This window comes from Mycobacterium sp. NGS15 (genome assembly GCF_059813245.1).
The window spans coordinates 385,401-411,292 of the sequence record NZ_JCALEF010000006.1 but is presented as its reverse complement, the minus strand read 5'-3'; the positions used below and the strand labels follow the sequence as shown (position 1 = coordinate 411,292).

Sequence of the window (25,892 nt, the reverse complement as noted above, 5' to 3'; positions counted from 1 at the left end):
GCTGCTTTTCGTGTCCGCGGCCCCTCACCCTGGCGCCACCGACATCTCGTCGGAACCTAGCCGTCCGTCCTGCAGCGTGATGATCCGATCGGTTGCCGCGGCGGCGTCGGCGTTGTGGGTCACCATCACGACCAGGCGGCCGGCGCCTTCTTCATGGGCGACCTCGGCGAGCAGGGCGAGGATGGCGGCGCCCGTATGGGAATCCAGGTTTCCGGTGGGTTCGTCGGCAAGGATCAGCGGTGGATCCATCATCATGGCCCGTGCCACCGCGACGCGTTGCATCTCGCCGCCGGACAGTTCGGCCGGCCGGTGTTCGGTCCGTTTACCGAGGCCGACCCGGTCCAGCAGTCGAACCGCGTCCGCCTTGACCTTGCCGAGCCGGATGCCGTCGAGCAGCCGCGGGACCGCCACGTTCTCCCATGCCGACAGCGTCGGCAGCAGGTTGAAGAACTGAAAGACGAACCCGACCCGATGATGGCGGAACGCCGACTGTTGCTCGTCGCGGAGCCTGCCGATCTCTTCACCGTCGAAGGTGATCGATCCCGAGTCGGGGGAGTCCAACGCCCCGAGCAGATGCAGCAACGTGCTTTTCCCGGCTCCCGATGGCCCGATGACCGACACGAACTGGCCGCCGGCGAAGCGCAAGCTGATCTCATCGAGGGCGCGCACCGTCTGCCCACCAACCCTGTACTCGCGCACGATATTGCGCAGTTCGATGGTCAGTTCGCGCCGGGTCGTGTCGGCGTTGTCCAGTCGTCTCAAGGTGGCCTCCCGCGAGACCGGGTTACCCGGCGCGCGGAGGCACGGTCGGGATATGCGGAGCCTACTCCCGGCGCCCTCGCCACATGCGGGCTTATCTGAGGTTCCTAGGTGAGCCCCACGACCCAGTTGGCCGAGCACTGACCACCGGTTCATGCAAGATTGGTGCCATGCCGCAGGAGCTCACCGCCGAACAAGCCGCCGCACTGTTGGGGGTCACCGACACGTTGGGGATCCCGCTGGGCCCTGGCCAGCCGCCAGCTTTCCTGCGCGCTCTGGGTGTACGCCAGGACTGGACAGATTTGCGGGTGTATGGCGCGCTGTTGGCGGTCGGCACCGAGCTGTTCTCGCGGCCGGGTGTGCATTATCTGTCGGGCTTTTTCGGGCCGATCGAGCGCGCGCTGCGGGATATGGGCGCCGATGTCGAATTCGCCGCCGCGGACTTCCGCCGGTTCGGACCGTTGCTTGAGCGCCAGTCGCCGCGGGTGATGACGACCGTCGCGACGCCGCCCGATGCTGACGGCTGGTGCTCTCTGTCGCTGCATGCGGGCGGGACGATCGGTGAGTTGCACCGCGCGGGCGCTGATCCGGAGCGACTGCTCATTGTCGAAGTCTCCGAAGGGTATCCGCGCACCGCCGGGTTCGGCGAGCAGCACCGCCACGCCTTGCGCATCGATGAGATCGACATCCTGGTGCGCTCGACGGACGCACCGCTGGCCCTACCTGGGGGTGATGTGGAGCCGTCGGATATCGATCGGGCGATCGCGCAGTATGCGGTGGGCTTCATCGCCCCGGGGTCGACATTGCAAACCGGAATCGGCGCCATTCCCAACCAGATTGCGACTCTGTTGGCCGAAGGCGAGGGTGGCGGCTATGGGCTGCACAGCGAGATGTTCACCGACGGCTGCATGCAGCTGCACCGCGCCGGCAAGATCACCAATACCGGCAAGGGGCAGTACGACGGCGTCAGTGTGACGACCTTCGCCTTCGGATCACCGGATCTCTATGCGTGGCTGGACGACAACCCTGATGTTGCGTTTCTGCCCGTCGAGATTGTCAATGCGCCCGAGGCCATCGGCGCCAACAACGACATGATCTCGATCAACGGTGCGCTTGCGATCGACATCCAGGGGCAGGTTGTCGCCGACACCATCGACGGAGGGCAGTTCAGCGGGATCGGCGGTGCCGAGGACTTCGTGGCCGGGGCCGGGCTGGAACTGTCGGACCGGTCATTGATCTGTCTGCCTTCGACATTCGAGAAGGACGGTGTCGTGCGGTCGCGCATCGTGCCGTGGTTTGGTCCCGGTGCCGTCATCACCACGCCGCGCCATCAGGTCGACGTGATCGTCACCGAGTACGGCGCCGCGGAATTGGAGGGCAGGACGGTGCGAGAGCGCGGCGAGGCGCTGGCGGCCATCGCACACCCGCAGTTCCGGGGCGCCCTGTTGGAGGCCGCCGAGCGTGCGTCGAATGGCCGCTCACCGGTGAGCTGAGTGCCGACCCTCAGCCCTGCTCCACGGTGTTGTTGTCGCCGGACTTGGAGACTTGCGGTTCCCCCGACTGATACGTGACCTTGTTGTCGAAGCCCGAGGTGCCGATCGTGCGCGCAGCTTCTACAGTCACCGTGTTCTCGACCCCGGACACCGCGAGGGTGTCGCAATTACCCACGATGTCAACGGTGTTGGACACTCCGCTGACGTTCACCGAACAGTCGTCGCAGTGGACCGTTATCTGTTTATGCGTACCGGAGACACTGAAGGTCGAACCGGGCGGCGCATACGTGGGGCCGGGGATCGACGTGGTCGATGGTCTCGCACTGGTCCGGGGCGGGAGCGTGACGATCGTTGACCTGGCGGGCCGCGTGGTCGACGGACCCGAAATCGTCGGAACATTGTGCGGGAGGGTGGTTTTAGCGGCATAGAAGACAAGGCCGACCACTCCCGCCGTGATCACGGCGAAGAACACGATGAATCGCCGGAGAACCTTCGGGGCAGGAGGACGGGGCGGATACGTCGAGCCATATGCCGGCGGTGGATACGGGCTGGACACCGGTGGTGAATACCGGCTCGGATTTGTCACGCCCAGTTCCGAGTTCCGCGCCGTCTCGCTCAGCGAGCGTTCCAGCTCCCGGATTCGGGCTTCGGGGTCACCATCCGGCTCCACCTACAGATGGTCGCACACTGCGACTCGCACGGCGATAACCTTCGGAAATGACAGACGCGGGGGATGGCACGAATAACGTTCGATGCACGCAATGCGGCACCGAGGGCTCTGAGATTGGGTTCCTGGGACAAAGCGGGCAAAACTCCGCCGGACATGTGTGGTGGGTGGGAAGTCCCCTCAAGATTGGCTTCTTTGGTGCAAAGCGCGGCGGTGCTCGCCGCGCGATTGACGCGTGGCGCTGCCCCAACTGTGGGCATCTGGAGTTGTTCGCGGGTAAATGGTTGTAGCGTTTTTGGTCATGGGTTCCACCGAGATTGTGGCTGCCGAACCACAGCTCTTCGTCACCGACGTCGAACGGACCGTCGCCTTCTATGTCGACACGCTCGGATTCGAGCTGACCTTCACCTACGGCGAGTGGGCCCGCTCCACGATGAGTACCGGGCGGCAGGTGTCGACTTCCATCGGTCATTGCAGATTGAGGAGTGGGGCCGCGTCACCTTCATCGTGAAGGATCCTGACGGGAACCTTCTGCTGTTCTCGGGCGCAGAGGCCTGAAAGAATCTCTCGCCATTGGGGCGCCGAGCGATGACAATGAGGCATGCGATTGCCAACCTCATTTGAAGGGCTCGTCACCGACGGCGGCAAGTCTATCGTCTACGGCGAGCCGTACACGACAGCCGATGGCACCCTGGTCATCACGGTTGCCAAGGTACGTACCCGTGGCCGCGGCGCTGACGGCGAACCCCTCGAAACGCGGGCGAGACCACTGGGCGTGTTCGCCGTCAAGGACGGGAATGCTCAATGGCAGCCCGCTTTTAACGCCGACCTGGCCTCGACGCTGGGCATACTCACCGGCCTGATCTCGGCGGTATTGGGACTTGCCGCCATCATCCGCCGGCCGCCGTGGCCAGATCTCACCTTGCCGGGTTGGTCCCCTGCGGAGAACCGGCACTGGTTCCGCGACAGGCGCTGATTGCTCAGCGCCCGTCGCGGCAGCCAATTCACTACTTCGGGGTGACGGTCTCCTTGAAGGTTCCGTCGCCCTGGTTCAGCCAGGTGATGGTGCCCTTCTGGAATTCACCGATCCAGCCGCCCTTGGCGACATCGGGCCCGCCGGCCGTCTCAGCCTCATCGGCGGTGGGGAAGCCGAGCGTGCCGCCCGCTCCACCCTGTTCGGTGTACACCTTCAGGATTTCGCCCTGCACCAGATGTGCACCGGTGGACGGCGAACTGAAGATGGTGCCCTTGGCGAACGCCTGGACCGTGCCGTCGCCCACCTTTTCGGGCTGACCGGTCGGCAGGCCGAGCTTGGCTTCTCCGCCGGCCTTGGTGTACGCCTCGGCCACCGGCGGCTCCAGCGTCACATCGCCGACTCCCGGCACGTTGACAGTGGAAGGCGCCCCGGCGATGACGGAGGAGGCCGCACTGCTTGCCGACGATGCGGCACTCGATGCGGCGCTACCACCAGCGCTGATGGCCGACGATGCCGCGCTTGTGGCGCTGGATAGCGACTCTTTGGCGGCGTTTTTGTCATCTTGGGAACAGGCGACAACGACCGCCGCGGACATCGCGACGATGGAGACCGCGCCTGCTGCTCGTTTCATCAGATTGGTATCCATGATCCGAACGTAACAACATAAACGCGCCATTTAGGTGAGTTTGTCGATGTTCACCTATTGGCCATTGAGTGATTTCATTGCAAATACAGGCGCTATTCGCGTGAAAATGCACCGAAATGGTGTGGCGTACTAGGAAGCAGGAGTCAGTTCGCAGACGTAATCGCCGACATCGATGTGCACCTCGGCCGCATCGGGAACGGTGGGCGTGGGTACGACGTTCAGCTGGAACTGCTCGCGGCCGAAGTCATCGGTGGTTCCCGGCCACTGTTCCTGCAGGATGTCGCTGATCAGACCGGCGACCGCGGGCTCGGTGACGCGGTAGGTCTCGGCCTGGCAGAACTTCGAGTACACCTCGGTGACCCGGATGCGCGCCTTTTCGATGGGCAGGGTGCCCAGGTCATCGCCGGTTTCGGGGTCGCGCACGGCAGTTCCGGTGGCACCGATGACCGAGAAGATCATTCCGACCTCTACCCCGGCGTCATCGCCCTTGTTGACCAGCACCGAGTAGCGGTCGACGATATCGGCGACCTTCCCGATGATCGGGTCGACGGGCTCTGGCTCCAGATCACCAGCCGATTGCTCCGCCGGTTTTGTCTCTTCAGGCATTGCCCACGCCGACGGTGTAGTTGTTCGGGCGCGCCGCGGTCTCGATCTTTTGCCGCTCCGGCTGACCGGCGGCCTCGGCCGTCGCGAAATCGGTCTTGGCCTTGGCCACCGCGGTGCTGGAGACGTTCTCCGACTCGCGCAGCGCCTGGAAGGCGTGGCGCAAAGTCAGACGGCTGATGGTCAGCGCGAGGTTCAGGGCGCTGGAAGCGGACTGCTTGTTGCCCTCGTTGAGGTCGTTCGACGCGCTCGCAAGGTGCTTGTCCACGTCGATCATGCCCTGCAGCGTCACCATCGTCGCGTACGCCGACTGTCCGACATTGCGGTCGAGCTTGTTGCTCTGCTGAATGCGGTGATACAGATCGGCAATCAAGATTCCGGAGACGAGGGCGAGCAGTGGCGTGACGGTGCCCTGTACGAATCGGACGAGTTCTGTGTCACCCGCCGTGAAGCCGACAACCGCTGCGACGATGGTTGCGACAACTGCCGCTCCGACGATCGTCCAATGAACCAGCGTGGGCTTCGGGGGAAGCTGTTCTGAATTTGCCAACGTCGTTACCGTCCGTTCGGTGAGTGGACACATTCGTTGCATCCGTGACCCCATGAGCACTGACCGGAGCATGCTAACACCGCGTGCAGGTTCATCCAAGGTGAGGTCACGTGCATTACTCGATGTTTGCTAGATGACGCTTCTGTGTCAGATTGTCCCGAATTCTGTTGAATCGCAAAGGATATCGATGAGCGCCTGATCGGGCCGTGCTTAGCACTGCTGCTCGGCGGCCGCGTTCGTCGCCACGATCACCGCAGCTTGACGGTCTGCGGGCAGCTCATGCCAGGACTTGTGGAAGGTCCCCGGGCCCGCATGCCCATCGCTCTGAATGGACTGCAGGTACCCCTCGACGAGCTGGGCGGGGCCGTCTTGCTTCCCGGTCATCCAGTCGGCCGCCGCGCGGCAGGCTTGGTAGTACTCCTCTTCCAGCGAGCTGGGTGCGGCGTCCACGGACGTCGTCACGCCAGCCGGGGACAGCCCCGAGTTGGACGCAGGGGGCTGGGCGGCGGGCGCCTCGATGGGGGCGGTGGTGCCACCGGCCGGGCTGGGAGCCGCCTTATCCTCGGATTTCGACGTACATGCCGCACCGATCAACGGGACACAGAGGGCCATCAGGGTCGCGGCGATGCGAGTTGGGGCGGTCACCACTCCAAAGTAGCAAGTGCCTACCAGCGACAACATTTACTCACTCAGAGCTTTTGCTCGGAAGGGAAAACCGCTGGAAAACGCCGGTACCATTTCAGCTGTGATGGGACACAGGGGTTTTCAGGGGTGGTGTTGCGGCTAGCCGCCACCATCCCTGCCCCTGCCATCGATTGAGCCTTCATGACCACTGCATCTGTCCTGGATCTGCGCCGTCCTTCCTTCGCCGGATCCTCACCTACCCGATTGCGGCTCCCGGATCTGCTCCGTATCACCGATGAGGGTGCCGACGACGCCCTGCGCGGCCGCTTCGACCATCTGCTGCCCGCGGGCGGCCTTCCGGTCGATGAACGATGGGCCACCCGCATTCACGCCGACGACGAGCTCGATGTCTGGCTGATCAGTTGGGTGCCCGACAAGTCCACCGAATTGCATGACCACAGCGGGTCCCTCGGCGCGCTGACCGTGCTCAGCGGTTCGCTGCACGAATATCGCTGGGACGGAACTCAACTGGTGCGCCGTCGGCTCGACGCGGGGGATCAGGCCGGATTTCCGCTGGGCTGGGTGCACGACGTGATGCGTGCACCCCTGACATTCAGCGGAGCACCGGCTCCTGCCGAAATCGGACCCACGCTGAGTGTGCACGCGTACTCGCCGCCGCTGACCGCGATGTCGTACTACGAAGTGACTCAAGCCAAGACGTTGCGCCGGAGCCGCACCATCCTCACCGATGAGCCCGAGGGGCCGGCGGCATGACGATCCACGATCTGCTGGCCACGGCGCGCGGCCGCCTGCGCCGTCTGCCCGCCGGCGAGCTGCCGGCCGCGCTCGACCGTGGCGCCTTCCTTGTCGATATTCGCCCCGCGGCGCAGCGCGCCGAGGAGGGCGAAGTGGTCGGTCATATAGCGGAAGCCCTTGTCATCGAGCGCAATGTTCTGGAGTGGCGCCTCGATCCGGAAAGTGACGCCCGGATTCCGCAGGCGGGCAATCACGACGTGGAATGGGTCATTCTGTGCCAGGAGGGCTACACGTCCAGCCTGGCCGCCGCCTCCCTGCAGGAGATCGGCCTCTACCGCGCCACCGACGTCATCGGCGGATACCAGGCCCTCAAGGACAACGGCATCTTGATCTAGCCCGAATGGTCTAGCCGAGACTTCAGTTTTCGCGCAAGCAGTTCATCCGAAGTCGCCGGCGTCGCGCCGCAGGTGCGTCAGCACCGACACCAGGGTGCGGGTGCGTGAGGGCGAGAGCCCGACCTGTGCGAATACCTTGGCGTTCAATTCGGTGGTCGCCACCGAACCGAGATCGCGTCCGGCATCGGTGATCTCCACCAGCGTGCCACGACCGTCGGCGGGGTTGGGTACGCGGCGCACCAGCCCCGCCTCCTCCAGTCGGTCCACCGTGTTGGTCACCGATGTGGGGTGGACCTGAAGGCGCGCACTGGCCTTGGCCATCGGCATGGAACCGGCCCGGCTGAACGACAGCAGCATGAGCAGCTCATAGCGCGAGAACGTCAGACCATGCGGACGCAACACATCTTCGACTCGCGCCAGCATGATCTGGTGAGCACGCATCACCGACGTGACGGCGGCCATCCCGTCGGCGACCTCACCCCAGCCGTTTTCAACCCAATGGCGATGGGCATCGTCGACGGGATCGAACGGCAGCGTCATAGTTCCGATGAATCTCTACCGGTGAGTGAAGTTGGCGGGACGCTTCTCGACGAATGCGGCCATACCCTCGGACTGGTCAGCGGTTCCGAACGCAGAATGGAAGATCCTGCGCTCGAACAACAATCCCTCGGTCAGGCTGGACTCGAAGGCCCGGTTGACGGCTTCCTTGGCCATCATCGAGGCCGAGAGCGACATCTCCGAAATGGTCTTGGCGATGGCCTTGGCCTCGTCGAGCAAGCTCTCGGTGGGCACCACACGCGAGACCAGACCGCTGCGCTCGGCCTCGGCGGCATCCATGTTGCGCCCAGTGAGGATCATGTCCATGGCCTTCGCCTTGCCGATGGCGCGAGTGAGCCGCTGCGAACCGCCCATGCCGGGTAGCACGCCCAGCTTGATCTCTGGCTGTCCGAACTTCGCGTTTTCGGCGGCAATGATCAGGTCGCACATCATGGCCAGCTCGCATCCGCCCCCGAGGGCGTATCCGCTCACCGCCGCGATGGTCGGCGTGCGCACCGCGCCCAATTTGCCCCAGGCGGCGAAGAAGTCGGAGCCGAACATGTCGCTGAACGACTGCTCGCTCATCTCCTTGATATCCGCGCCCGCCGCGAACGCCTTCTCGCTACCGGTGATGACGATCGCGCCGATGCCGTGGTCCGCGTCGAACGCGGCTGCGGCGGCGGTGACCTCGTTCATCACCTGCGAGTTCAGCGCGTTGAGCGCCTTGGGCCGGTTCAGCGTGATGGTGGCGACCCTGTCGTCGCGGCCGATAATGATGGTTTCAAAATTGTTTGAGGTCATGACGCTCCTTGGATTCGCGAGAAGATCGCCGAGAAGTCTAGGCCGGAGCCTCCGGTGGAATTGAAGTCGTCGTAGATGTGGGCCGCGGCGAGGCCAAGCTGCGCGTCAACTCCGTTGGCGTGCACCGCATTGGCGGCCAGCCCCAGGTCCTTGGCCATCAAGGCGACGGCGAAGCCGGGGGTGTAGTCGCGATTGGCGGGGCTGGTGGGCACCGGTCCCGGCACCGGACAGTTCGACGTGAGCGCCCAACACTGGCCGGAGGCATTGGCCGCGACATCGAACAGCGCCTGATGAGAGAGACCGAGCTTCTCGCCGAGCACGAACGCCTCGCTGATCGCAATCATCGATACCCCGAGGATCATGTTGTTGCAGATCTTCGCGGCCTGCCCCACACCGGGGCCGCCGCAGTGCACCACGCGCTTGCCCATGACCTCCAGAATCGGTTCGGCAGCGGCGAATACGGCGTCCTCGGCACCCACCATGAACGTCAGGGTTGCCGCGGTGGCGCCGGGTACTCCGCCGGACACCGGCGCGTCGGCGAAGCGGTGTCCCGCAGTAGTCGCCGCTTCATGTGCGGCGCGGGCATCGGCCACGTCGACAGTGGAGGAGTCGATGAAAAGGGTGCCGGGCGGCGCCGCGGGCAGCAGATCCTCATACGCGGCAAGCACATGCGCACCCTTGGGCAGCATGGTGATCACCACGTCGGCGGTGGCGGCGGCTGTCGCACCCGACTCGGCCAACGGCACACCGGCCTCGGTGGCGGCGGCGCGCGCCTGCTCGGACAGGTCGAAGGCGGCCACGGTGTGCCCGGCCTTGGCGAGATTGACCGCCATCGGTAACCCCATGTGGCCCAGGCCGATAAATGCGATTGTGCTCATGCCGACCACTCCAAATCATCACTGACAGGCTGGAAGAAGGCCTCGACATCAGCCTCGGTGACCGCGGCGAGAGTCTTCGGATCCCACTGCGGGTTGCGGTCCTTATCGACCAGCTGAGCCCTGATGCCCTCGACGAGATCGTGCGACCGCACCGATTGGCTGGACACCCGATACTCCTGGGTGAGAACCGCTTCCAGCGACGGTAACTCGCGGGCCCGTCGTACCGCGGCGAGTGTCACCGACAACGCGATGGGGGAGCGGGTCAGGATCTGATCGGCGGCCGCGCGGGCTCGCTCATCCCCGTGCGCCTGCAGCGCCGCGACGATATCGGCGACGGTGTCCCCGGCGTAGCATTCGTCGATCCAACTACGTTGGGTCACAAGGTCGCTCGAAGGAGCTATGGCGCCGTGCACCGCGAGCGCGGTGGCGATGTCACTGTCGATGATGGCCTTGGTGAACTTGGCCAGCCGGTCATGCGGCACGTAGTGGTCGGCGAACCCCAGTGCGATGGCGTCGGCACCGGAGAACGGGGCGCCGGTCAGTCCGGCGTGCAATCCAAGCTGGCCCGGGGCACGGGAGAGCAGATAGGTTCCGCCCACGTCCGGGATGAATCCGATGCCCACCTCGGGCATGCCGACCTTGGAGGTGTCCGTGACGATGCGGGTGTTGGCATGCCCGGCCACTCCCACACCACCACCCATCACGATGCCATCCATCAGCGCCACATATGGTTTCGAGAACCGGCCGACCTGGGCGTTGAGCTGGTACTCCTCGCGGAAGAACCGGCGCGCGACCACACCGTCGATCTTGGCGCTGTTGTGGATCTCCACCACGTCGCCACCCGCGCAGAGGCCGCGCTCCCCGGCCCCCGAGAGGACCACCGCGCGGACCGCATCGTCGGCCTCCCACTCGGACAGGGCCGCCGACATCGCGGTGATCATGTCGTTGGTCAGCGAGTTGATGGCCTTGGGGCGGTTGAGCGTCAGCAGACCGACGCCCTTTTCGACCCGCGTCTCGATCTGATCCGTCACCGGTGCTTGATGGTCTTCACCCAAGAGGCTCATCCGGCGAGCCCCTCTGTCATTAGCTTGCGGGACACGATGACTCGCATGATCTCGTTGGTTCCTTCCAGAATCTGGTGCACCCGTAGGTCACGCACGATCTTCTCGATGCCGTATTCGGCCAGGTAGCCGTAGCCGCCGTGCAGCTGCAACGCCTCGTTGGCCACCGTGAAACCTACGTCAGTGGCAATGCGTTTGGCCATGGCACACAGCTCGGCCGCGCGTGGATCGCCTTCGTGTACCGCCGAGGCCGCACGCCAGACCATGGTGCGGGCGGCCTCCAACTCGGTGGCCATATCGGCGAGCCTGAACTGTAGCGCCTGGAACTTGATCAGCTCGTCGCCGAACGCCTTGCGCGTGCGCAGGTACTCGATGGACTTCTCCAGCGCCGAGCGGGCGCCACCGAGCGAGCATGACGCGATATTGAGCCGGCCGCCGTTGAGGCCGCGCATCGCGATGGTGAATCCGATGCCTTCTGTGCCGATTCGGTTGCCCACGGGAACCCGGGCATCCTCGAAGACAACCTGCGCGGTGGGCTGAGCGTGCCAGCCCATCTTGCGCTCGGGGGGCCCGAACGACAGCCCCGGCGTGTCCTTGGGCACCACGATGGTGGAGATGCCCCGGGGACCGGGGCCGCCGGTGCGCGCCATCACCACGTAGAGGTCCGCGGCTCCGGCACCGGAGATGAACTGTTTGACGCCGTTGAGTACGTACTCGTCTCCCTGACGAACCGCACTGGTCCGCAAGGCCGATGCGTCACTTCCGCATTCAGGTTCGGTAAGGCAGTACGCACCGATCGTCTCCATGGTGCACATCGAGGGCAGCCATCGTTGCCGCTGCTCCTCATCGCCGAATTCGTCGATCATCCAGGCGGCCATGTTGTGGATGGAGATGAACGCCGAGACGGCGGAGCAGCCGGTGGCCATCGCCTCGAAGATCAGCGAGGCATCCAATCGGGTGAGCCCGGAGCCCCCGACATCGGGATTGATGTAGATGCCACCCATGCCCAGTGCGGCGGCTTTCGGGAACACCTCGACGGGGAAGTGCTTGTCGCGGTCCCATTCCAGGGCGTGGGGCGCGATGTGGATATCGGCGAATTCCCGTGCCGTATTCCAGATCTCACGCTGCTCTTCGGTTAGTGAAAACACGGTTGGTCCGCTCAGTCCATGGTGGGGATGACGAAGGAGGCGCCTTCTTTGGTGCCTGAGGGCCAGCGCTGGGTCACTGTCTTGGTTTTGGTGTAGAACCGGATCGAGTCGGGTCCGTGCTGGTTGAGGTCGCCGAATCCGGATCGTTTCCAGCCGCCGAAGGTGTGGTATGCCACTGGGACCGGAATTGGCACGTTCACGCCGATCATTCCGGTGTTGACCTTGGTGCAGAAGTCGCGTGCGGTGTCGCCGTCGCGGGTGAAGATCGCGACACCGTTGCCGAATTCATGTTCGGAGGGCAGGCGCAGCGCTTCGTCGTAGTCTTTGGCGCGCACCACCGAGATGACCGGCCCGAAGATCTCTTCCTTGTAGATGCGCATCTCGGGTGTGACGTGGTCGAAAAGGGATGCGCCGATGAAGAATCCATCCTCATGACCCTCGACGGTGAGGTCGCGGCCATCCAGGATCAGCTGGGCGCCTTCTGCGATGCCGATATCGATGTAGTCGCGTACCCGTTTGAGGGCGTCGGCGCCCACTAGCGGGCCGAAGTCGACGCCATCATCCAGGGATGGTCCGACCACCAGTTCGCGGGCGCGTTTGGTCAGGCCGTCGACGAGCCGCTGCGCGGTGGCTTCGCCGACCGGTACCGCGACCGAGATCGCCATGCAGCGCTCGCCGGCCGAGCCGTATCCCGCACCGATCAACGCATCGATGGCCTGGTCGATATCGGCATCGGGCATGATGATCATGTGGTTCTTGGCGCCGCCAAAGCATTGAGCCCGTTTGCCGTTGGCGGTGGCGGTCTCGTAGATGTATTGCGCGATCGGGGTGGATCCGACGAATCCGACCGCGGCGATGCGTGGATCGTGCAGTAGCGCGTCCACGGCAGTCTTGTCACCGTTGACGACGTTGAAGACGCCGGGCGGCAGGCCTGCTTGGAGGAACAGCTCGGCAAGGCGTAAGGGCACCGAGGGGTCGCGCTCGGAGGGCTTGAGGACGAAGGCATTTCCACAGGCCAGTGCGGGGCCGGCCTTCCAGAGCGGAATCATGGCCGGGAAGTTGAACGGGGTGATGCCCGCGACCACGCCGAGGGGCTGGCGGATGGAGTACACGTCGATTCCCGTGCCCGCTCCGCTGGTGTACTCACCCTTGATGAGATGGGGGATACCGGTGGCGAATTCGCACACCTCAAGCCCGCGTTCGATATCACCCTTGGCGTCGGCGTGGGTCTTGCCGTGCTCCTGGGACAACATCGTGGCCAGCTCGTCGATCTCCGCACGGACCAGGTCGACGAACTTGGCGATCACACGCCCGCGTTGCTGGGGGTTGCGGGCGGCCCAGCCGGGCTGAGCTTGCGCGGCGTTCGCGATGACCGCCTCGACCTCGGAAACATCGGCCAGCGGCACCTGCCGTACCGGCGTGCCCAGCGTCGGGTCGTAGACATCGGCGAAGCGCCCGGACGTACCGGGAACACGCTCACCACCGACGAAATGCGTCAATTTAGGCAGGGAATCAGGTAACGAACTCATGGTGTAGCCCCTTGGGAAGCGGTTGGAAATCCGGGAGGTCGGCGCTTCTGAATCTAGTTGGACATCCATCTAATGTCTAGTAGGACTTCCAGCTAAAAACCCTACTGTTCACAGGGATCTCACAGGGATTTGCCACAACTGTGAGGTCTGGGCGGTAGTCTGAGCTCAGACGTGGCCGGACAGTCTCGCGGACCAGTGGCGTAAGCGCGGAACTCTTGCACTTTCCTGCTCGTTGAATCACCAGTTGACTTGTTAGACGTCATCTGCGGAGGCCGCACATCGCGGTACCGCACTTCCAGGAGAGGATCACGACGGTGCGAACCACCAGCAATCCCATTCTTCGGACGCTGCCCGGAAAAGAGGGGGGCGGCTATGCGCAGTTCGGGGCGGGCTCGGCCGGTGCCGGCGCCATGGCGGCCCAGCAGATGCGGCAGGACCCGTACACCGCTTACCCGGAGGCTCAGGCTGGCGTATCCCGGCCGCTGACGATCGATGACGTGGTCACCAAGACCGGTATCACCCTCGGTGTCATCGTCACCGTCGCCATCGCCTCCTACTTCCTGGTCAGTGCCAACACCGCGCTGGCGATGCCGTTCCTGCTCGTGGGCGGGCTCGGCGGCCTCGTGATGGTCATGATCGCGAGCTTCGGGCGTAAGCAGGACAACCCGGCGATCGTGCTGAGCTACGCCGCGCTCGAGGGGCTGTTCGTCGGCGCCATTTCTTTCGCGCTGACCTTCCAAGTGGCCGGAGCGAACGCCGGTGCCCTGATCGGTCAGGCGGTGCTCGGTACCGTCGGCGTGTTCATCGGCATGCTGTTCGTCTATCGCTCGGGTGCCATCAGGGTCACGCCGAAGTTCCAGCGGATGCTGCTGGCCGGTCTGGTCGGCGTGCTGGTGCTGGCGCTCGGCAACATGGTGCTCGGATTCTTCGGCATCGACATGGGCCTGCGCAGCGGTGGACCGATCGCGATCATCTTCTCGCTCGTCTGCATCGGCCTGGCTGCGTTCAGCTTCCTGATCGACTTCGACGCCGCCGATCAGATGGTCCGCGCCGGTGCCCCGGAGAAGGCCGCGTGGGGCATCGCCCTGGGCCTGGCCGTCACCCTGGTCTGGCTCTACGTCGAGATCCTGCGACTGCTGAGCTACTTCCAGAACGACTAGTACTAGAGACACGAAAAAGGGGCGCCCCATGACAGGGGCGCCCCTTTTTCGTGTCAGTGCGAGACGCGGACCCGGCCCGCGGCTTCGGTGGCATGGCGCCGCGCGGTCTCCACGTGCTCGTCGTATGCCAGGGCGACGCCCATACGGCGCGTGACGAAGCTCTCCGGCTTGCCGAACAAGCGCAGATCGGTATGCGGCACACGCAGGGCGTCCTCGACACCGTCGAATACGACGCCTTCCGCGTCGACCCCGCCGTAGATCACCGCGCTGGCGCCCGGGGTTTTCAACGTCGTGTCGACGGGCAGCCCGAGGATGGCGCGGGCGTGCAGTTCGAACTCGTTCTGCCACTGCGTGATCATCGTGACCATGCCGGTGTCGTGTGGGCGCGGGCTCACCTCGCTGAAGTACACGTGATCGCCTTTGACAAAGAGCTCGACCCCGAAAATTCCCTGCCCGCCCAGGTTTTCGGTGACGGCGAGGGCAATTCGCTGTGCGCTCTGCAACGCAATGTCCGACATGGGGTGCGGCTGCCAGCTCTCGACGTAGTCGCCGTTGGCCTGTCGATGCCCGATCGGCGCACAGAAGCTCGTTTCGACCTCGCCGCTTTCGCCGAGCGCCCTGACCGTCAACAGCGTGATTTCGTAGTCGAAGTCGACGAATCCCTCGACGATCACGCGACTATTGCTCACCCGGCTGCCTGCCATGGCGTAGTCCCACGCGGCGCTCACATCGGACGGTCCGTCCAGCTTGCTCTGCCCCTTACCGGAGCTGCTCATGAGTGGCTTCACGACGCACGGGTACCCGACACCGCCGTCGATCGCGGCCTGCAGTTCGGCCAGTGAGTCGCAGAATTGGTAAGGGCTGGTGGGCAATCCGAGTTTCTCTGCCGTCAGGCGGCGGATGCCTTCACGATCCATGGTGAGCCGGGCGGCACGAGCGGTGGGGATCACCCGCACGGTGCCCTCGGCCTCCAGTGCTTCCAACGTCGGGGTGGCGATCGCTTCGATCTCCGGTACGACGAGATCGGGCTTCTCCGCCTCGATCAATGCCCGCAGCTGCTCTGGGTCGGACATCGAGATGACCCGCGCATGGTGGGCGACCTGGTGGCCGGGGGCGTTCGGATAGCGGTCGACGGCGATGGTCTCGACGCCCAGACGCTGCAGGGCGATCAACACCTCACGGCCGAGTTCGCCGGAGCCGAGCAGCATGACCCGCGTCGCGCGCGGTGACAGGGGAGTTCCGATAGTGGTCATCGCGACGGAATTCTATAGTCGCCGAGACCGAGGTTATGGCGCGAACGTGCGAGACGAACTCGCCACAACCTCGGTCTCGGCGCTGACGTGCTAGTTAGGCGAGCCGCTCGATGACCATCGCCATACCCTGGCCGCCGCCGACGCACATGGTCTCGACGCCGAAGGTCTTGTCGTGGGTGGTCAGGTTGTTGAGCAACGTGGCGGTGATGCGCGCCCCGGTCATACCGAAGGGGTGACCCAGCGCGATCGCACCGCCGGACACGTTGAGCTTGTCCTCGTCGATACCGAGCTCACGAGCCGAACCCAGCACCTGCACCGCGAACGCCTCGTTGATCTCGAACAGGTCGATATCGCCAATCGACTTGCCCGCGTTCGCCAGTGCGCGTTTGACGGCCTCGATCGGACCCAGACCCATGATCTCGGGCGACAGGCCGGACACACCGGTGGACACGACGCGCGCCAACGGGGTCAGGCCCAGCTCCTTGGCGCGAGTGTCGCTCAGGATGACCAGCGCGGCCGCACCATCGTTGAGCGGGCAGGCGTTACCGGCGGTGATGGTGCCATTGGGGCGGAACACCGGCTTCAGCTGGCTGATCGCCTCGTAGGTGGTGCCGGCACGCGGGCCGTCGTCCTTGGACACGACGGTGCCGTCGGCCAGGGTCACCGGGGTGATCTCACGCTCGAAAAAGCCGTCGGCGATGGCCTTTTCGGCCCGATTCTGGCTGCGCACACCCCAGTGGTCCTGGTCCTCACGGCTGATGCCGGTATGTAGCGCCACGTTCTCGGCGGTCTGGCCCATCGCGATGTAGACATCGGGGGTCAGGCCGTCGTTACGCGGGTCATGCCATTCGGTGGCACCCTGCGCGGCAGCGACGGTGCGGGCCTCGGCATCGGCGTACAGCGGGTTGTGGCTGTCCGGCCAGCCGTCGGAGGTGCCCTTCGGGAAACGTGAAACCGTCTCCACGCCAGCGGAAATGAAGGCGTGGCCCTCGCCGGCCTTGATGGCGTGGAACGCCATGCGGGTGGTCTGCAGCGAGGACGAGCAGTAGCGGTTGACGGTGGTGCCGGGCAGGAAGTCGTAACCCAACTGCACCGCCACGGCGCGACCGATGTTGAAACCGGCCTCACCGCCGGGCTGACCGCAGCCCAGCATCAAGTCGTCGATGTCCTTGGGGTCCAGTGCGGGCACCTTGTCGAGGGCGGCGCGCACCATCTGGGCGGCCAGGTCATCCGGCCGCATGCTCACCAGCGAGCCCTTGCCGGCGCGCCCGATGGGGGAGCGGGCGAGGGAAACGATCACGGCTTCGGGCATGAAAACTCCTGATATAGGGGAATTAGTACTGGTTCTACTCCCCTGGAATCTAATGCAGCGACGCGAGAGGCAGATTGTCGGGCTGGACAGCGGGCTGGCCGGCCGCCACCCCGATCTCGGTAGCAGTGCGCCTCCAGATCCGTCCCAGAACGCGCATCCGGGCGCCGATGGTCTGCGACTCCGCGGCGGCGGACACCCATGGCAAATCCGGAATGTGCCCACCTGTCCATTCGCCGAGAGCATGGGCGACTGCCGGTAGCAGCAGCCGCGCTGCCAGCGCATATCCCGCTGCCGACGGATGGTAGTGGTCGTCGGCGAACATCTCCTCGGGTGCCTGCAGAAACTCCGGTGAGAGCAGATCAGCAAGCGGGACAGGCACGCCGCCGGCGGCCCGCACCGCCGCCGCCTGGAAATGGGCCAGGCGCAGCCCGCGGGAGCGCACCACCGCACGCAGTGGCTGCGGTATCGCGGTGATCACCCCGAAATCCGGGCAGGTGCCCACCACCACGGCCGAGCCGGCCGCGCGCAGACGCCGCACGGCGAGACCCAGGCGCTGCGCGGAGGCCCGCACCGCGTTGAGCGAGGTCACGTCGTTGGCGCCGATCATGATCACGGCGAGATCCGGCGGCGGGCCGATGATTGACATGGCGTCGATCTGCGCGGCCAGCCCCTTTGATGTTGCGCCCGATATCGCCTTGGTGGACAACCGGATTCGTTTCCCGGATTCTTCGGCCAAACCGCGCGCCAGCAGCACCCCGGGCACCTCGTCGGGTATGTGGCAGCCATAGCCGGTGGCCGTCGAGTCCCCGAAGATCGCCAGGTGCAGGTCGTATTGCACGCCGCGGCTATATCTGGTCACCGGACCGCCGCCGAGTTCGTACACGCCATCGGCAACCGGGGGAGCGTCATGAGTCTTCGGGATGACCAGGCGAACCTGCCTGGCCTGCGCGTTCAGGAAGCTGTACGCGCCCCAGAGCCCGGTACCCATCGCTGCGCCCGCCGCCCCGGTACTCAGGGCTGCCCAGACCGTTCGTCTACGTGTGGCGAGGATGCTCACGGTGGCTATTTTCACGGAAGGCGACACAGCGCGCCAGTCCTCTGACCAGCATCACGCGAAATGAGGCGTGGACGATGCGGTATCGAAAGCGGTTTGTTGCTTGTTGATGGGTATAGTCCATCGGGCGCTAGCTACCGGCTAGCAGCCTGAGTTAACGCAGGACACTGGCTAGGCAAAGGAGCCTGAACAGATGACCGCACCGAAGCGCACCCCCGAGTACGGGCATGCGGGATCTACGGGATCCTCGCTGAACACGCTGGTCCGCGCCCTTCCGATGAGCGACGGCGCCGCCGTCGAAGTGATCGAGGACGCCGCGAGTATGGCCGCGCGGCTGCTGGGATTCGGTGTCCGGATGACGGTGCGCACGGTGCTGCAGATTGGCAGCCATGCCCCCACGCTTCCTTACCCGTTTGGCCTGATCGAAGAACTTGGCCGCGTCCTGGCTCCCCCGCGCGGCACGGTCAGGGCAACCGTGACCCTGGCGAACACCAACGCGCGCCTGATTCGTGCCAAGGGTGTCGGGCCGGTGGACGGCACGGGCCGGGCGGTGCTGTATCTGCATGGCGGCGCGTTCATCGTGGGTGGCCCAAACACGCACAGCGCCATGGTTTCCACGATCTCCAAGCACGCCGACGCGCCGTGTCTGGTGGTCGATTACCGCATGCCGCCGAAGGCCTCCCTGGATCAGGCCGTCGATGACTGCCTTGACGGGTACCGTTGGCTGCGCGGGCAGGGATACGCGGCGGATCAGATTGTGCTGGCCGGCGATTCGGCCGGTGGTTTTCTCTCGGTGGCGGTGACCGAACGCTTGTTGGCGGAGGACGGTGAGGCCCCGGCCGCGCTGGCACTCATCTCGCCGCTCATCGAGCTGGACCCCGCGCCCAAGGTTGCGCATGAGAACGCCAAGACCGACGTCATGTTGCCGCCCAACTGTTTTGAGGCACTGGAGAAGATCCTCACCAAGGCCGGCGGCGGTATCCCGCCGCGCGAGATCATCGACAAGGTCGACGGCCGGATGCCGCAGACACTGGTGCATTGCTCCGGGTCGGAGGTGCTGCTGTACGACGCGCGCCTGCTGGGGCAGCGCCTCGCCGAGCAGGGTGTGCCGGTGGAGATCAAGATATGGCCCGGTCAGATGCATGTCTTCCAGGTGGCCACCAAGATCGTGCCCGAGGCCAAGCGGTCTCTGGCGCAGATCGGCCAGTACATCCGCGACGCGGTGCCCGAGACTTCCTCGGCGGAGTTCGTCGCACCCGCTGCCGTTTGATGCCTTCGCTAGGTCCTCTGTGCGCGGCCCGGTCGCGGGTCTAATAGCGTTACCGGCATGCGCATCGCCCAGCATGTCTCCGATCTGATCGGTAACACCCCCCTCGTCCAGCTCAACTCGGTGGTGTCTCAGGGGCCCGGGGGCACGGGAGCAGTCGTGGCCGCCAAGATCGAGTACCTCAATCCCGGAGGTAGCTCCAAGGACCGCATCGCCGTGAAGATGATCGAGGCTGCCGAGGAGGCCGGTCTGCTCAAGCCCGGCGGCACCATCGTCGAACCCACGTCGGGTAACACCGGCGTCGGGTTGGCGCTGGTGGCCCAGCGCAAGGGCTATCACTGCGTTTTCGTATGCCCCGACAAGGTCAGCGAGGACAAGCGGAATGTATTGCGGGCCTACGGGGCCGAGGTGGTCGTTTGCCCCACGGCGGTGCCGCCGGAGCACCTCGACAGCTACTACAACGTCTCGGACCGCCTGGTGCGCGAGATCGACGGTGCCTGGAAGCCTGACCAGTACTCCAATCCGAACGGGCCGGCCAGCCACTACGAGACCACCGGCCCGGAGATTTGGGCCGACACCGACGGCAAGATCACCCATTTCGTCGCCGGGGTGGGGACTGGCGGGACGATCACCGGTGCGGGCCGGTACCTCAAGGAGGTTTCCGGGGGTGCCGTGAAGGTCGTCGGCGCGGATCCGGAGGGGTCCGTCTACTCCGGCGGCACGGGCCGCCCGTACCTCGTCGAAGGTGTGGGAGAGGACTTTTGGCCCACCGCGTACGACCCCAGTGTTGTCGACGAGGTCATCGCGGTATCCGATGCCGACTCGTTCGAGATGACGCGCCGGCTGGCGCGCGAAGAAGGATTGCTGGTCGGCGGATCCTGCGGAATGGCAGTAGTGGCGGCAATTCGGTTGGCTGAGAAGGCCGGACCCGATGCATTAATCGTGGTTCTGCTGCCCGACGGTGGCCGGGGGTACCTGTCCAAGGTGTTCAACGACTCGTGGATGTCCTCCTACGGGTTCCTGCGCAGCCGTCTGGACGGCAGCGTTTCCGAGCCCACCGCAGGCGACGTGCTACGCGGAAAGTCCGGTGCGCTACCGGATTTGGTGCACACACATCCGTCCGAGACGGTACGCGACGCCATCGAGATCCTGCGCGAGTACGGGGTCTCGCAGATGCCGGTCGTCGGCGCCGAACCGCCCGTCATGGCCGGTGAGGTCGCCGGGTCGGTATCCGAAAGGGAGCTGCTGTCAGCGGTATTCGAGGGCCGGGCGCAACTGGCCGATGCCGTGTCCCAGCACATGAGTCCACCGTTGCCGCTGGTCGGTGCCGGTGAGCCGCTGAGTGTCGCAGGATCCATGTTGCGCGACACCGATGCGGTGATGGTTATCGACGAGGGCAAGCCCGTTGGTGTCATTACCCGCCATGACCTGCTCGGATTCGTCTCCTCGGGTCGGGGCGTGCGGCACTGATTGGTCCCAAATCGTTTCACGGAAGCCAACCTGTGGAAACGCTGAAAGCGTAATGTGCACTGTTGCTCGACGCTGATGCGTGCCATACGAACTGGAGGACAACCGTGACTGAAGTTCCACCACCCTCGCCGCAGGATCCGGGCGCTTACCCGCCGCCTCCTCCGGCAGCCGGTGCACCAGCCCTGCCGGGGAGCAATTTTGAGATCTGGATCAAGCGTGTCGGTGCCTGGATCATCGACCTCATTCCCTACGCCGTGCTGGTCGGTATCGGCCAGCTGATCGCCGGCGCCACCATGACCTCCGACACGGAGTGCGTGGGCGAGGTGTACGGCGATCCCATGAGTGGCGGTGGGATGAGTTTCACCAGCTGCAGCGCCGGGTACTCCGGATTGGGTATCGCCGCACTGGTCGTGTTCTGGCTCCTGGGCATTGGATGGCTTGTCTGGAACTGGGGCCTGAAGCAGGGCACCACAGGCTCCAGCATCGGCAAGGGTGTGCTCGGCATCCAGGTGCTGGGCGAGGCCACCGGTCAGCCCATCGGGTTCGGCATGTCCGTTGTCCGTTCCCTGGCGCATGTTCTCGACGCGATCATCTGTTACATCGGCTTCCTGCTGCCGCTGTTCACGCCGAAGCGTCAGACGATCGCCGACATGCTAGTGAAGACCGTCGTCGTTCCCAAGTAGAAGTAACCCGATTGGCGGCGCTGGGCTGTCTCACTTCCACGGGTCCGTATAGGCTCGGACCTGATGAGTGAGCAGCGCAGCGCCGCCGACGCGTCGCAGGAGCCGCAAGGCCGGGGACATTCCGGCCGGTGGCAAGGGTTTTCCACAAGAGCCATCCACGGTGGTTTCCATGCCGATCCGCAGACCGGTGCGGTCAACGTGCCGATCTACGCCAGCTCGACCTTCGCCCAGGACGGTGTCGGTCAGCTGCGCGGCGGTTTCGAGTATGCACGCACCGGCAATCCCACCCGTGCGGTTCTCGAGTCCTCGCTGGCGGCATTGGAAGATGCCCGTTTCGGTCGGGCGTTCAGCTCGGGGATGGCGGCCACCGACTGCGTCCTGCGCGCGCTTCTGCGCCCGGGCGATCATCTGATCATTCCCAACGATGCCTACGGCGGCACCTTCCGGCTGATCGACAAGGTCTTCTCGCAGTGGGGAATTGCCCACACTCCGGTCCCGGTGGCCGATGTCGACGCCATTCGGGCGGCGATCACCCCCAGTACCAAGCTGATCTGGCTCGAGACGCCCACCAACCCGCTGCTGAGCATCGCCGATATCGCGGCCGTCGCACAGGTGGCAGCCGAGCATTCCGTGAAGCTCTTGGTGGACAACACCTTCGCCTCGCCGGCGCTGCAACAACCGCTGAATCTCGGCGCCGATATCGCCTTGCACTCCACCACCAAATACATTGGCGGGCACTCCGATGTGGTGGGTGGCGCATTGCTCACCAATGGCGAGGAGCTGGATACCGCATTCGCCTTCCTGCAAAACGGGGCGGGCGCCGTGCCGGGGCCGTTCGATGCCTACCTGACCTATCGGGGCATCAAGACTTTGGCGCTCCGCATGCAGCGGCACAGCGAGAACGCGCAGGCGGTGGCCGAGTTCTTGGCCGGCCATTCGGCGGTCGCGCACACTGTCTATCCGGGGTTGGACAGCCATCCCGGGCACGCGGTGGCTGCCAAGCAGATGAGCGGATTCGGCGGGATGGTCAGCGTGCGGTTGGCCGGAGGGCGTCAGGCCGCGCTCGATTTGTGCTCGCGAACAGAGCTTTTCATTCTTGCTGAATCCTTGGGCGGTGTGGAGTCGCTGATCGAGCATCCGGCTGCCATGACGCACGCGTCGACCGCCGGGTCGCTGCTGGAGGTACCCGAGGACCTGGTGCGGCTGTCGGTGGGTATCGAAGAGGTAGGCGACCTGATCGGCGATCTCGAACAGGCCTTGCGGTAACCGCTAGTTCATCGAATGCAGGGCTGCCGAGATCACCGCGGCAGTCACCGCGAGATTGACCGCCGAGCCGCGATTGTCGCGGACCTGGGCCGACCATCCGCCGTCGGCGATTGTCTGCGACCATCGAGACACCTGCTGCTTACCGACGGGGTCGAGACTCAGTATCGCGTCGAATCCGTTGACCCCGTGTAGCACTGCGATGATCGCGGCGGTGCTGGGTGCGGGCGGGGCATAGTGGAATAACACGTCCGTGACGCCCTGACGCACCGCGTTCGCGCGCTCGTTGTTGGTGACGGGCCAGTACTTCTCCGGGAAGAGTCGGCTGCCCATGCGGACCGTGTGGATATCCCCGGTGATCTCCAGCCTGTGCAACATCTGGGAGTTCACCCCGCGGCCTATCTTGGTGATCGCCTCGACCGGACTCATCGGCCGTCGTCGCAGCCGGTGCACCGCCCGGTCGAGTACCGGATCCCCGACATCCGGCGCCTGAAGCACCAGCAGATCGCCGGCCTTCGCCGGTTCACCATGGGTGGCCGGTCGGACACGTTGCGCCAGAGCAAGATCCAGGATGATCGCAGCGGCGAGGGCCTGCGTACGCCGATCCTTGTCCAGCAGTGGACGTCCGGAGGCATTGTTCAGCAACAGAAGCAGGAGGTCCTCCGCAATCTGTGGCATGAGGGGACAATAGCGGCAGAACTGGTGAGATGATGCCTGGCATGGGCATCCAGGCAGCGGGAGCAACAGGGTTGGTGACGGTCCAGGAGATCCAGGAGGTGGCCGAGCGGCTTGCTCCTGTGATACGGCGCACACCGGTAGTGGCCTTCCGTGCGCTCAGTGAGCGCTGCGGGCACGAGGTGCGTCTCAAATGCGAAAACTTGCAACGCACAGGATCTTTCAAACCGCGCGGCGCCTACAACCGGATCAGTCAGCTGCCCGATGACCAGCGGGCGAATGGAGTGGTGGCCGCCAGCGCGGGTAATCACGCCCAGGGTGTGGCCTGGGCGGCGACCACACTGGGCCTCTCGTCGACTGTGTTCATGCCGGTAGGGGCCGCGCTGCCCAAGATCGTGGCGACCCGCGCCTACGGCGCGACCGTGCACCTCACCGGCACCACCATCGACGACGCGCTGCTGGCCGCGACGGAGTTCGCGGCGGAGACCGGCGCGGTACTCATCCACCCCTTTGACCATCGGGACGTCGTGGCCGGGCAGGCCACCGTCGGACTGGAGATTCTGGAGCAGCTTCCCGATGTCGGCACCATCGTGGTGCCCGCGGGCGGCGGCGGGCTCGTCGCGGGTATTGCCGCGGTGGTCAAGGCGGCGCGGCCCGAGGTGCGGATCATCGCGGTGCAGGCCGCAGGTGCGGCCGCGTGGCCGCTGTCGCTGCAAGCCGGGCACCCGGTGGCCCTGCAATCGATGGACACCATGGCTGACGGCATTGCGGTCGGCAAGCCGGGGGCGGTGCCGTTCGAGCATGTGGCCGCACTGGTCGACGACGTGGTCACGGTCAGTGAGGAGGCGCTGTCGCGCGGGCTGCTGCTCTGCCTGGAGCGGGCTAAGTTGGTGGTGGAACCTGCCGGTGCTGCAGCGGTGGCCGCGCTGCTCACACTGTCCGCCGAGGAGCTGGGTCTCACCGGCCCGGTGTGTGCGGTGCTGTCGGGCGGAAACATCGACCCGCTGTTGCTCACCCACGTCATCACTCACGGTCTGCGGGCCGCCGGACGCTACCTGACGGTGCGGGTGACCATTGCGGATGCACCGGGCGGGCTCTCGGGTCTCCTCGACGTCTTTCGGGCTTCCGGTGCCAGCGTCGTCGACGTCACGCACTGGCGTAATAGCGAGCGCCTGCGTCTGGGCGAGGTGGATGTGCTGGCGACCGTCGAAACGCGGGGGCCCGAACACCGTCAGGCCGTACTCGACGCAATCGTCGCGGCCGGCCTGACGGTTCAAGAAGAGCGCTAGTCCCACACCCTTACCGATCGAGTGCGAGCCTGGCGCGGCTTTCGGCCTCGTTTTCCGCGTGAGGCTCGCGCTCGGCATCGGGTGCCGTGGATGTCGGTCGCCGATGTGATGCTGCGAGCCATGGGGGAGATTCTCTGGCCGTTCCGCTCTACCGAGATGCTCAATAGTGGCGCGATGACCGAGCACCGCTTGCGAACCCGATACCGGCAGCTGTATCCGAGCATCTATGTTCCGCGCGATGCGGAGGTGAGCGCGACGCAGCGCGCACACGGGGCATGGCTGTGGACCGGGCGCAGCGGTGTCATCGCCGGGATCGCGGCTTCGTCCGTGCACGGTGCCAAATGGGTCGACGCGGGCGCAACCGTGGACCTGATTCACCGCCACCACAAGACCGCCGCGGGTTTACGAATCCATCGGGACATACTGATGGATAACGAGATTGCGTACGTGAAGGGTCTTGCCGTTACTAGTCCCGCCCGGACGGCATTCGATCTGGGGCGATGGTTGCCGCGATCTGCTGCCGTCGAGCGGATGGATGCGCTCATAGCGGCGACCGGTCTGGCGACTGCCGAGGTCGTGGCGATGATGGATCGACACAAAGGGGTCCGCGGCCTGGCGAGATTGGCCGACACCTTGAGTCTGGTGGACGGTGGTTCGGAGTCACCGCAGGAGACCAGAACGCGGCTGCTCCTCGTGCGGTCGGGTTTTCCGCCGCCGCAGACGCAGATCCAGGTATTCGACCGCTACGGCGACTTCATCGCGCGCATCGACATGGGGTGGGAGGACGTCAAGGTTGGCGTGGAATTCGACGGGGCCCAGCATTGGCTGGATGCGCGCCAGCGTTCTCGCGACATTGATCGGGCGTCGGAGTTGGCGGCCGAGGGATGGGTGATCGTGCGCGTGAGTGCCGACATGCTCCGCCATCGGGCGGGCACTGTGGTCGCGCGTGTCGATGAGGCGCTCAGGAACGCCGCCAGTCCCACAACGAGCGCGAGCCTCACGCGGATTTCAGGTCAGATTTCCGCGTGAGGCTCGCACTCGAT

General features: G+C 65.1%; 28 protein-coding genes and 1 pseudogene. 12 read left to right on the top strand and 17 right to left on the bottom strand.

Annotated features, from left to right (window positions below; translation table 11 throughout):
* Positions 1-24: 24 nt before the first annotated feature.
* Positions 25-723: an ABC transporter ATP-binding protein gene (locus tag AC5Y5C_RS19660; protein WP_499976094.1), complete on the bottom strand. Its 699-nt coding sequence runs from the start codon at positions 721-723 to the stop codon at positions 25-27.
* A gap of 206 nt (positions 724-929) precedes the next feature.
* On the opposite strand from AC5Y5C_RS19660, the gene AC5Y5C_RS19655 reads away from it, so the two are divergent.
* Positions 930-2,252, top strand: coding sequence for an acetyl-CoA hydrolase/transferase family protein (locus AC5Y5C_RS19655; RefSeq protein ID WP_499975510.1), 1,323 nt, complete (start codon positions 930-932; stop codon positions 2,250-2,252).
* A 10-nt stretch (positions 2,253-2,262) separates the two neighbouring features.
* On the opposite strand, the gene AC5Y5C_RS19650 is transcribed toward AC5Y5C_RS19655, so the two are convergent.
* Entirely contained in the window at positions 2,263-2,922 is a 660-nt protein-coding gene (locus AC5Y5C_RS19650; protein WP_499975508.1) for a DUF3060 domain-containing protein, read from the bottom strand.
* A gap of 277 nt (positions 2,923-3,199) precedes the next feature.
* Here AC5Y5C_RS19650 and AC5Y5C_RS19645 point away from each other — a divergent pair.
* Positions 3,200-3,477: pseudogene (locus tag AC5Y5C_RS19645) on the top strand (VOC family protein).
* A 43-nt stretch (positions 3,478-3,520) separates the two neighbouring features.
* Positions 3,521-3,895 (top strand): hypothetical protein, encoded by a 375-nt coding sequence (locus tag AC5Y5C_RS19640; protein ID WP_499975505.1) that lies wholly within the window; start codon positions 3,521-3,523, stop codon positions 3,893-3,895.
* A gap of 31 nt (positions 3,896-3,926) precedes the next feature.
* Here the strand turns inward: AC5Y5C_RS19640 and AC5Y5C_RS19635 are convergent, their stop codons facing one another.
* From AC5Y5C_RS19635 to AC5Y5C_RS19620, 4 genes are all read right to left on the bottom strand, one after another.
* Entirely contained in the window at positions 3,927-4,541 is a 615-nt protein-coding gene (locus AC5Y5C_RS19635; protein WP_499975504.1) for an LGFP repeat-containing protein, read from the bottom strand.
* A 129-nt stretch (positions 4,542-4,670) separates the two neighbouring features.
* The gene (locus AC5Y5C_RS19630) at positions 4,671-5,147 is read right to left on the bottom strand and encodes a hypothetical protein (protein ID WP_499975501.1); all 477 of its coding nucleotides are present in this window, start codon (positions 5,145-5,147) and stop codon (positions 4,671-4,673) included.
* The gene (locus tag AC5Y5C_RS19625) at positions 5,140-5,727 is read right to left on the bottom strand and encodes a hypothetical protein (RefSeq protein ID WP_499975497.1); all 588 of its coding nucleotides are present in this window, start codon (positions 5,725-5,727) and stop codon (positions 5,140-5,142) included. The genes AC5Y5C_RS19630 and AC5Y5C_RS19625 overlap by 8 nt, the downstream gene beginning before the upstream one ends.
* A 177-nt stretch (positions 5,728-5,904) precedes the next feature.
* Complete coding sequence (locus tag AC5Y5C_RS19620) at positions 5,905-6,375, bottom strand: lipoprotein LpqV (RefSeq protein WP_499975495.1); 471 nt, start codon at positions 6,373-6,375, stop codon at positions 5,905-5,907.
* Between the two features lie 144 nt (positions 6,376-6,519).
* Between AC5Y5C_RS19620 and AC5Y5C_RS19615 the strand changes: the two genes are divergently transcribed.
* Entirely contained in the window at positions 6,520-7,092 is a 573-nt protein-coding gene (locus AC5Y5C_RS19615) for a cysteine dioxygenase (RefSeq protein ID WP_499975493.1), read from the top strand.
* Positions 7,089-7,469, top strand: coding sequence for a rhodanese-like domain-containing protein (locus tag AC5Y5C_RS19610; protein ID WP_499975490.1), 381 nt, complete (start codon positions 7,089-7,091; stop codon positions 7,467-7,469). The genes AC5Y5C_RS19615 and AC5Y5C_RS19610 overlap by 4 nt, the downstream gene beginning before the upstream one ends.
* A 42-nt stretch (positions 7,470-7,511) precedes the next feature.
* Here AC5Y5C_RS19610 and AC5Y5C_RS19605 read toward each other — a convergent pair whose 3' ends face one another.
* Genes AC5Y5C_RS19605 through AC5Y5C_RS19580 form a run of 6 tightly spaced genes read right to left on the bottom strand, consistent with a single transcriptional unit; the run spans position 7,512 to position 13,423 of the window.
* Complete coding sequence (locus AC5Y5C_RS19605) at positions 7,512-8,009, bottom strand: MarR family winged helix-turn-helix transcriptional regulator (RefSeq protein WP_499975488.1); 498 nt, start codon at positions 8,007-8,009, stop codon at positions 7,512-7,514.
* Positions 8,010-8,024: 15 nt separating this feature from the next.
* Positions 8,025-8,807, bottom strand: coding sequence for an enoyl-CoA hydratase (locus AC5Y5C_RS19600; RefSeq protein ID WP_499975487.1), 783 nt, complete (start codon positions 8,805-8,807; stop codon positions 8,025-8,027).
* Positions 8,804-9,685, bottom strand: a complete 882-nt coding sequence (gene mmsB / locus AC5Y5C_RS19595; protein WP_499975484.1) for a 3-hydroxyisobutyrate dehydrogenase — start codon at positions 9,683-9,685, stop codon at positions 8,804-8,806. Before mmsB ends, AC5Y5C_RS19600 begins: the two co-directional genes overlap by 4 nt.
* Positions 9,682-10,716 (bottom strand): enoyl-CoA hydratase/isomerase family protein, encoded by a 1,035-nt coding sequence (locus AC5Y5C_RS19590; protein WP_499976092.1) that lies wholly within the window; start codon positions 10,714-10,716, stop codon positions 9,682-9,684. The genes mmsB and AC5Y5C_RS19590 overlap by 4 nt, the downstream gene beginning before the upstream one ends.
* Positions 10,717-10,745: 29 nt before the next feature.
* A complete protein-coding gene (locus AC5Y5C_RS19585; protein ID WP_499975482.1) occupies positions 10,746-11,894 on the bottom strand; it encodes an isobutyryl-CoA dehydrogenase in 1,149 nt (382 codons plus the stop codon).
* An 11-nt stretch (positions 11,895-11,905) separates the two neighbouring features.
* Positions 11,906-13,423: a CoA-acylating methylmalonate-semialdehyde dehydrogenase gene (locus AC5Y5C_RS19580; protein WP_499975480.1), complete on the bottom strand. Its 1,518-nt coding sequence runs from the start codon at positions 13,421-13,423 to the stop codon at positions 11,906-11,908.
* A gap of 314 nt (positions 13,424-13,737) precedes the next feature.
* Here AC5Y5C_RS19580 and AC5Y5C_RS19575 point away from each other — a divergent pair, with 314 nt between their 5' ends.
* Positions 13,738-14,583 (top strand): Bax inhibitor-1/YccA family protein, encoded by an 846-nt coding sequence (locus tag AC5Y5C_RS19575; protein WP_499975479.1) that lies wholly within the window; start codon positions 13,738-13,740, stop codon positions 14,581-14,583.
* Between the two features lie 53 nt (positions 14,584-14,636).
* Here the strand turns inward: AC5Y5C_RS19575 and purT are convergent, their stop codons facing one another.
* From purT to AC5Y5C_RS19560, 3 genes are all read right to left on the bottom strand, one after another.
* The gene (gene purT / locus AC5Y5C_RS19570) at positions 14,637-15,836 is read right to left on the bottom strand and encodes a formate-dependent phosphoribosylglycinamide formyltransferase (protein WP_499975477.1); all 1,200 of its coding nucleotides are present in this window, start codon (positions 15,834-15,836) and stop codon (positions 14,637-14,639) included.
* Positions 15,837-15,930: 94 nt separating this feature from the next.
* Complete coding sequence (locus AC5Y5C_RS19565) at positions 15,931-17,148, bottom strand: acetyl-CoA C-acetyltransferase (protein ID WP_499975475.1); 1,218 nt, start codon at positions 17,146-17,148, stop codon at positions 15,931-15,933.
* A 49-nt stretch (positions 17,149-17,197) separates the two neighbouring features.
* A complete protein-coding gene (locus AC5Y5C_RS19560) occupies positions 17,198-18,205 on the bottom strand; it encodes an SGNH/GDSL hydrolase family protein (protein ID WP_499975473.1) in 1,008 nt (335 codons plus the stop codon).
* A 190-nt stretch (positions 18,206-18,395) separates the two neighbouring features.
* Here AC5Y5C_RS19560 and AC5Y5C_RS19555 point away from each other — a divergent pair, with 190 nt between their 5' ends.
* The 4 genes from AC5Y5C_RS19555 (at position 18,396) to AC5Y5C_RS19540 (ending at position 22,888) form a co-directional block, all read left to right on the top strand.
* Positions 18,396-19,472: an alpha/beta hydrolase gene (locus tag AC5Y5C_RS19555; protein WP_499975470.1), complete on the top strand. Its 1,077-nt coding sequence runs from the start codon at positions 18,396-18,398 to the stop codon at positions 19,470-19,472.
* Positions 19,473-19,529: 57 nt separating this feature from the next.
* A complete protein-coding gene (locus AC5Y5C_RS19550) occupies positions 19,530-20,939 on the top strand; it encodes a cystathionine beta-synthase (protein ID WP_499975468.1) in 1,410 nt (469 codons plus the stop codon).
* Between the two features lie 104 nt (positions 20,940-21,043).
* Positions 21,044-21,622, top strand: a complete 579-nt coding sequence (locus AC5Y5C_RS19545) for an RDD family protein (protein WP_499975465.1) — start codon at positions 21,044-21,046, stop codon at positions 21,620-21,622.
* Positions 21,623-21,685: 63 nt separating this feature from the next.
* The gene (locus AC5Y5C_RS19540; RefSeq protein WP_499975463.1) at positions 21,686-22,888 is read left to right on the top strand and encodes a cystathionine gamma-synthase; all 1,203 of its coding nucleotides are present in this window, start codon (positions 21,686-21,688) and stop codon (positions 22,886-22,888) included.
* A 3-nt stretch (positions 22,889-22,891) separates the two neighbouring features.
* On the opposite strand, the gene AC5Y5C_RS19535 is transcribed toward AC5Y5C_RS19540, so the two are convergent.
* Both AC5Y5C_RS19535 and AC5Y5C_RS19530 read right to left on the bottom strand, forming a co-directional pair.
* Positions 22,892-23,563: a GOLPH3/VPS74 family protein gene (locus tag AC5Y5C_RS19535; protein ID WP_499975460.1), complete on the bottom strand. Its 672-nt coding sequence runs from the start codon at positions 23,561-23,563 to the stop codon at positions 22,892-22,894.
* Entirely contained in the window at positions 23,524-23,739 is a 216-nt protein-coding gene (locus tag AC5Y5C_RS19530) for a hypothetical protein (protein ID WP_499975459.1), read from the bottom strand. The genes AC5Y5C_RS19535 and AC5Y5C_RS19530 overlap by 40 nt, the downstream gene beginning before the upstream one ends.
* Between AC5Y5C_RS19530 and ilvA the strand changes: the two genes are divergently transcribed.
* Positions 23,704-24,849, top strand: a complete 1,146-nt coding sequence (ilvA, locus tag AC5Y5C_RS19525; protein ID WP_499975457.1) for a threonine ammonia-lyase — start codon at positions 23,704-23,706, stop codon at positions 24,847-24,849. The two genes, AC5Y5C_RS19530 and ilvA, sit on opposite strands and share 36 nt — an antisense overlap.
* Positions 24,850-24,939: 90 nt before the next feature.
* Positions 24,940-25,878: an endonuclease domain-containing protein gene (locus AC5Y5C_RS19520; protein ID WP_499975455.1), complete on the top strand. Its 939-nt coding sequence runs from the start codon at positions 24,940-24,942 to the stop codon at positions 25,876-25,878.
* Positions 25,879-25,892 lie beyond the last annotated feature (14 nt).

Coding starts and splice junctions, on each gene's coding strand:
- AC5Y5C_RS19535 (WP_499975460.1), bottom strand. CDS start 23,563: ATGCCACAGATTGCGGAGGACCTCCTGCTTCTGTTGCTGAACAATGCC.
- AC5Y5C_RS19615 (WP_499975493.1), top strand. CDS start 6,520: ATGACCACTGCATCTGTCCTGGATCTGCGCCGTCCTTCCTTCGCCGGA.
- AC5Y5C_RS19565 (WP_499975475.1), bottom strand. CDS start 17,148: ATGCCCGAAGCCGTGATCGTTTCCCTCGCCCGCTCCCCCATCGGGCGC.
- purT (WP_499975477.1), bottom strand. CDS start 15,836: ATGACCACTATCGGAACTCCCCTGTCACCGCGCGCGACGCGGGTCATG.
- AC5Y5C_RS19655 (WP_499975510.1), top strand. CDS start 930: ATGCCGCAGGAGCTCACCGCCGAACAAGCCGCCGCACTGTTGGGGGTC.
- AC5Y5C_RS19580 (WP_499975480.1), bottom strand. CDS start 13,423: ATGAGTTCGTTACCTGATTCCCTGCCTAAATTGACGCATTTCGTCGGT.
- AC5Y5C_RS19630 (WP_499975501.1), bottom strand. CDS start 5,147: ATGCCTGAAGAGACAAAACCGGCGGAGCAATCGGCTGGTGATCTGGAG.
- AC5Y5C_RS19600 (WP_499975487.1), bottom strand. CDS start 8,807: ATGACCTCAAACAATTTTGAAACCATCATTATCGGCCGCGACGACAGG.
- AC5Y5C_RS19635 (WP_499975504.1), bottom strand. CDS start 4,541: ATGGATACCAATCTGATGAAACGAGCAGCAGGCGCGGTCTCCATCGTC.
- AC5Y5C_RS19610 (WP_499975490.1), top strand. CDS start 7,089: ATGACGATCCACGATCTGCTGGCCACGGCGCGCGGCCGCCTGCGCCGT.
- AC5Y5C_RS19640 (WP_499975505.1), top strand. CDS start 3,521: ATGCGATTGCCAACCTCATTTGAAGGGCTCGTCACCGACGGCGGCAAG.
- AC5Y5C_RS19520 (WP_499975455.1), top strand. CDS start 24,940: ATGTCGGTCGCCGATGTGATGCTGCGAGCCATGGGGGAGATTCTCTGG.
- AC5Y5C_RS19540 (WP_499975463.1), top strand. CDS start 21,686: ATGAGTGAGCAGCGCAGCGCCGCCGACGCGTCGCAGGAGCCGCAAGGC.
- mmsB (WP_499975484.1), bottom strand. CDS start 9,685: ATGAGCACAATCGCATTTATCGGCCTGGGCCACATGGGGTTACCGATG.
- AC5Y5C_RS19555 (WP_499975470.1), top strand. CDS start 18,396: ATGACCGCACCGAAGCGCACCCCCGAGTACGGGCATGCGGGATCTACG.
- AC5Y5C_RS19625 (WP_499975497.1), bottom strand. CDS start 5,727: ATGTGTCCACTCACCGAACGGACGGTAACGACGTTGGCAAATTCAGAA.
- AC5Y5C_RS19620 (WP_499975495.1), bottom strand. CDS start 6,375: ATGTTGTCGCTGGTAGGCACTTGCTACTTTGGAGTGGTGACCGCCCCA.
- AC5Y5C_RS19550 (WP_499975468.1), top strand. CDS start 19,530: ATGCGCATCGCCCAGCATGTCTCCGATCTGATCGGTAACACCCCCCTC.
- AC5Y5C_RS19605 (WP_499975488.1), bottom strand. CDS start 8,009: ATGACGCTGCCGTTCGATCCCGTCGACGATGCCCATCGCCATTGGGTT.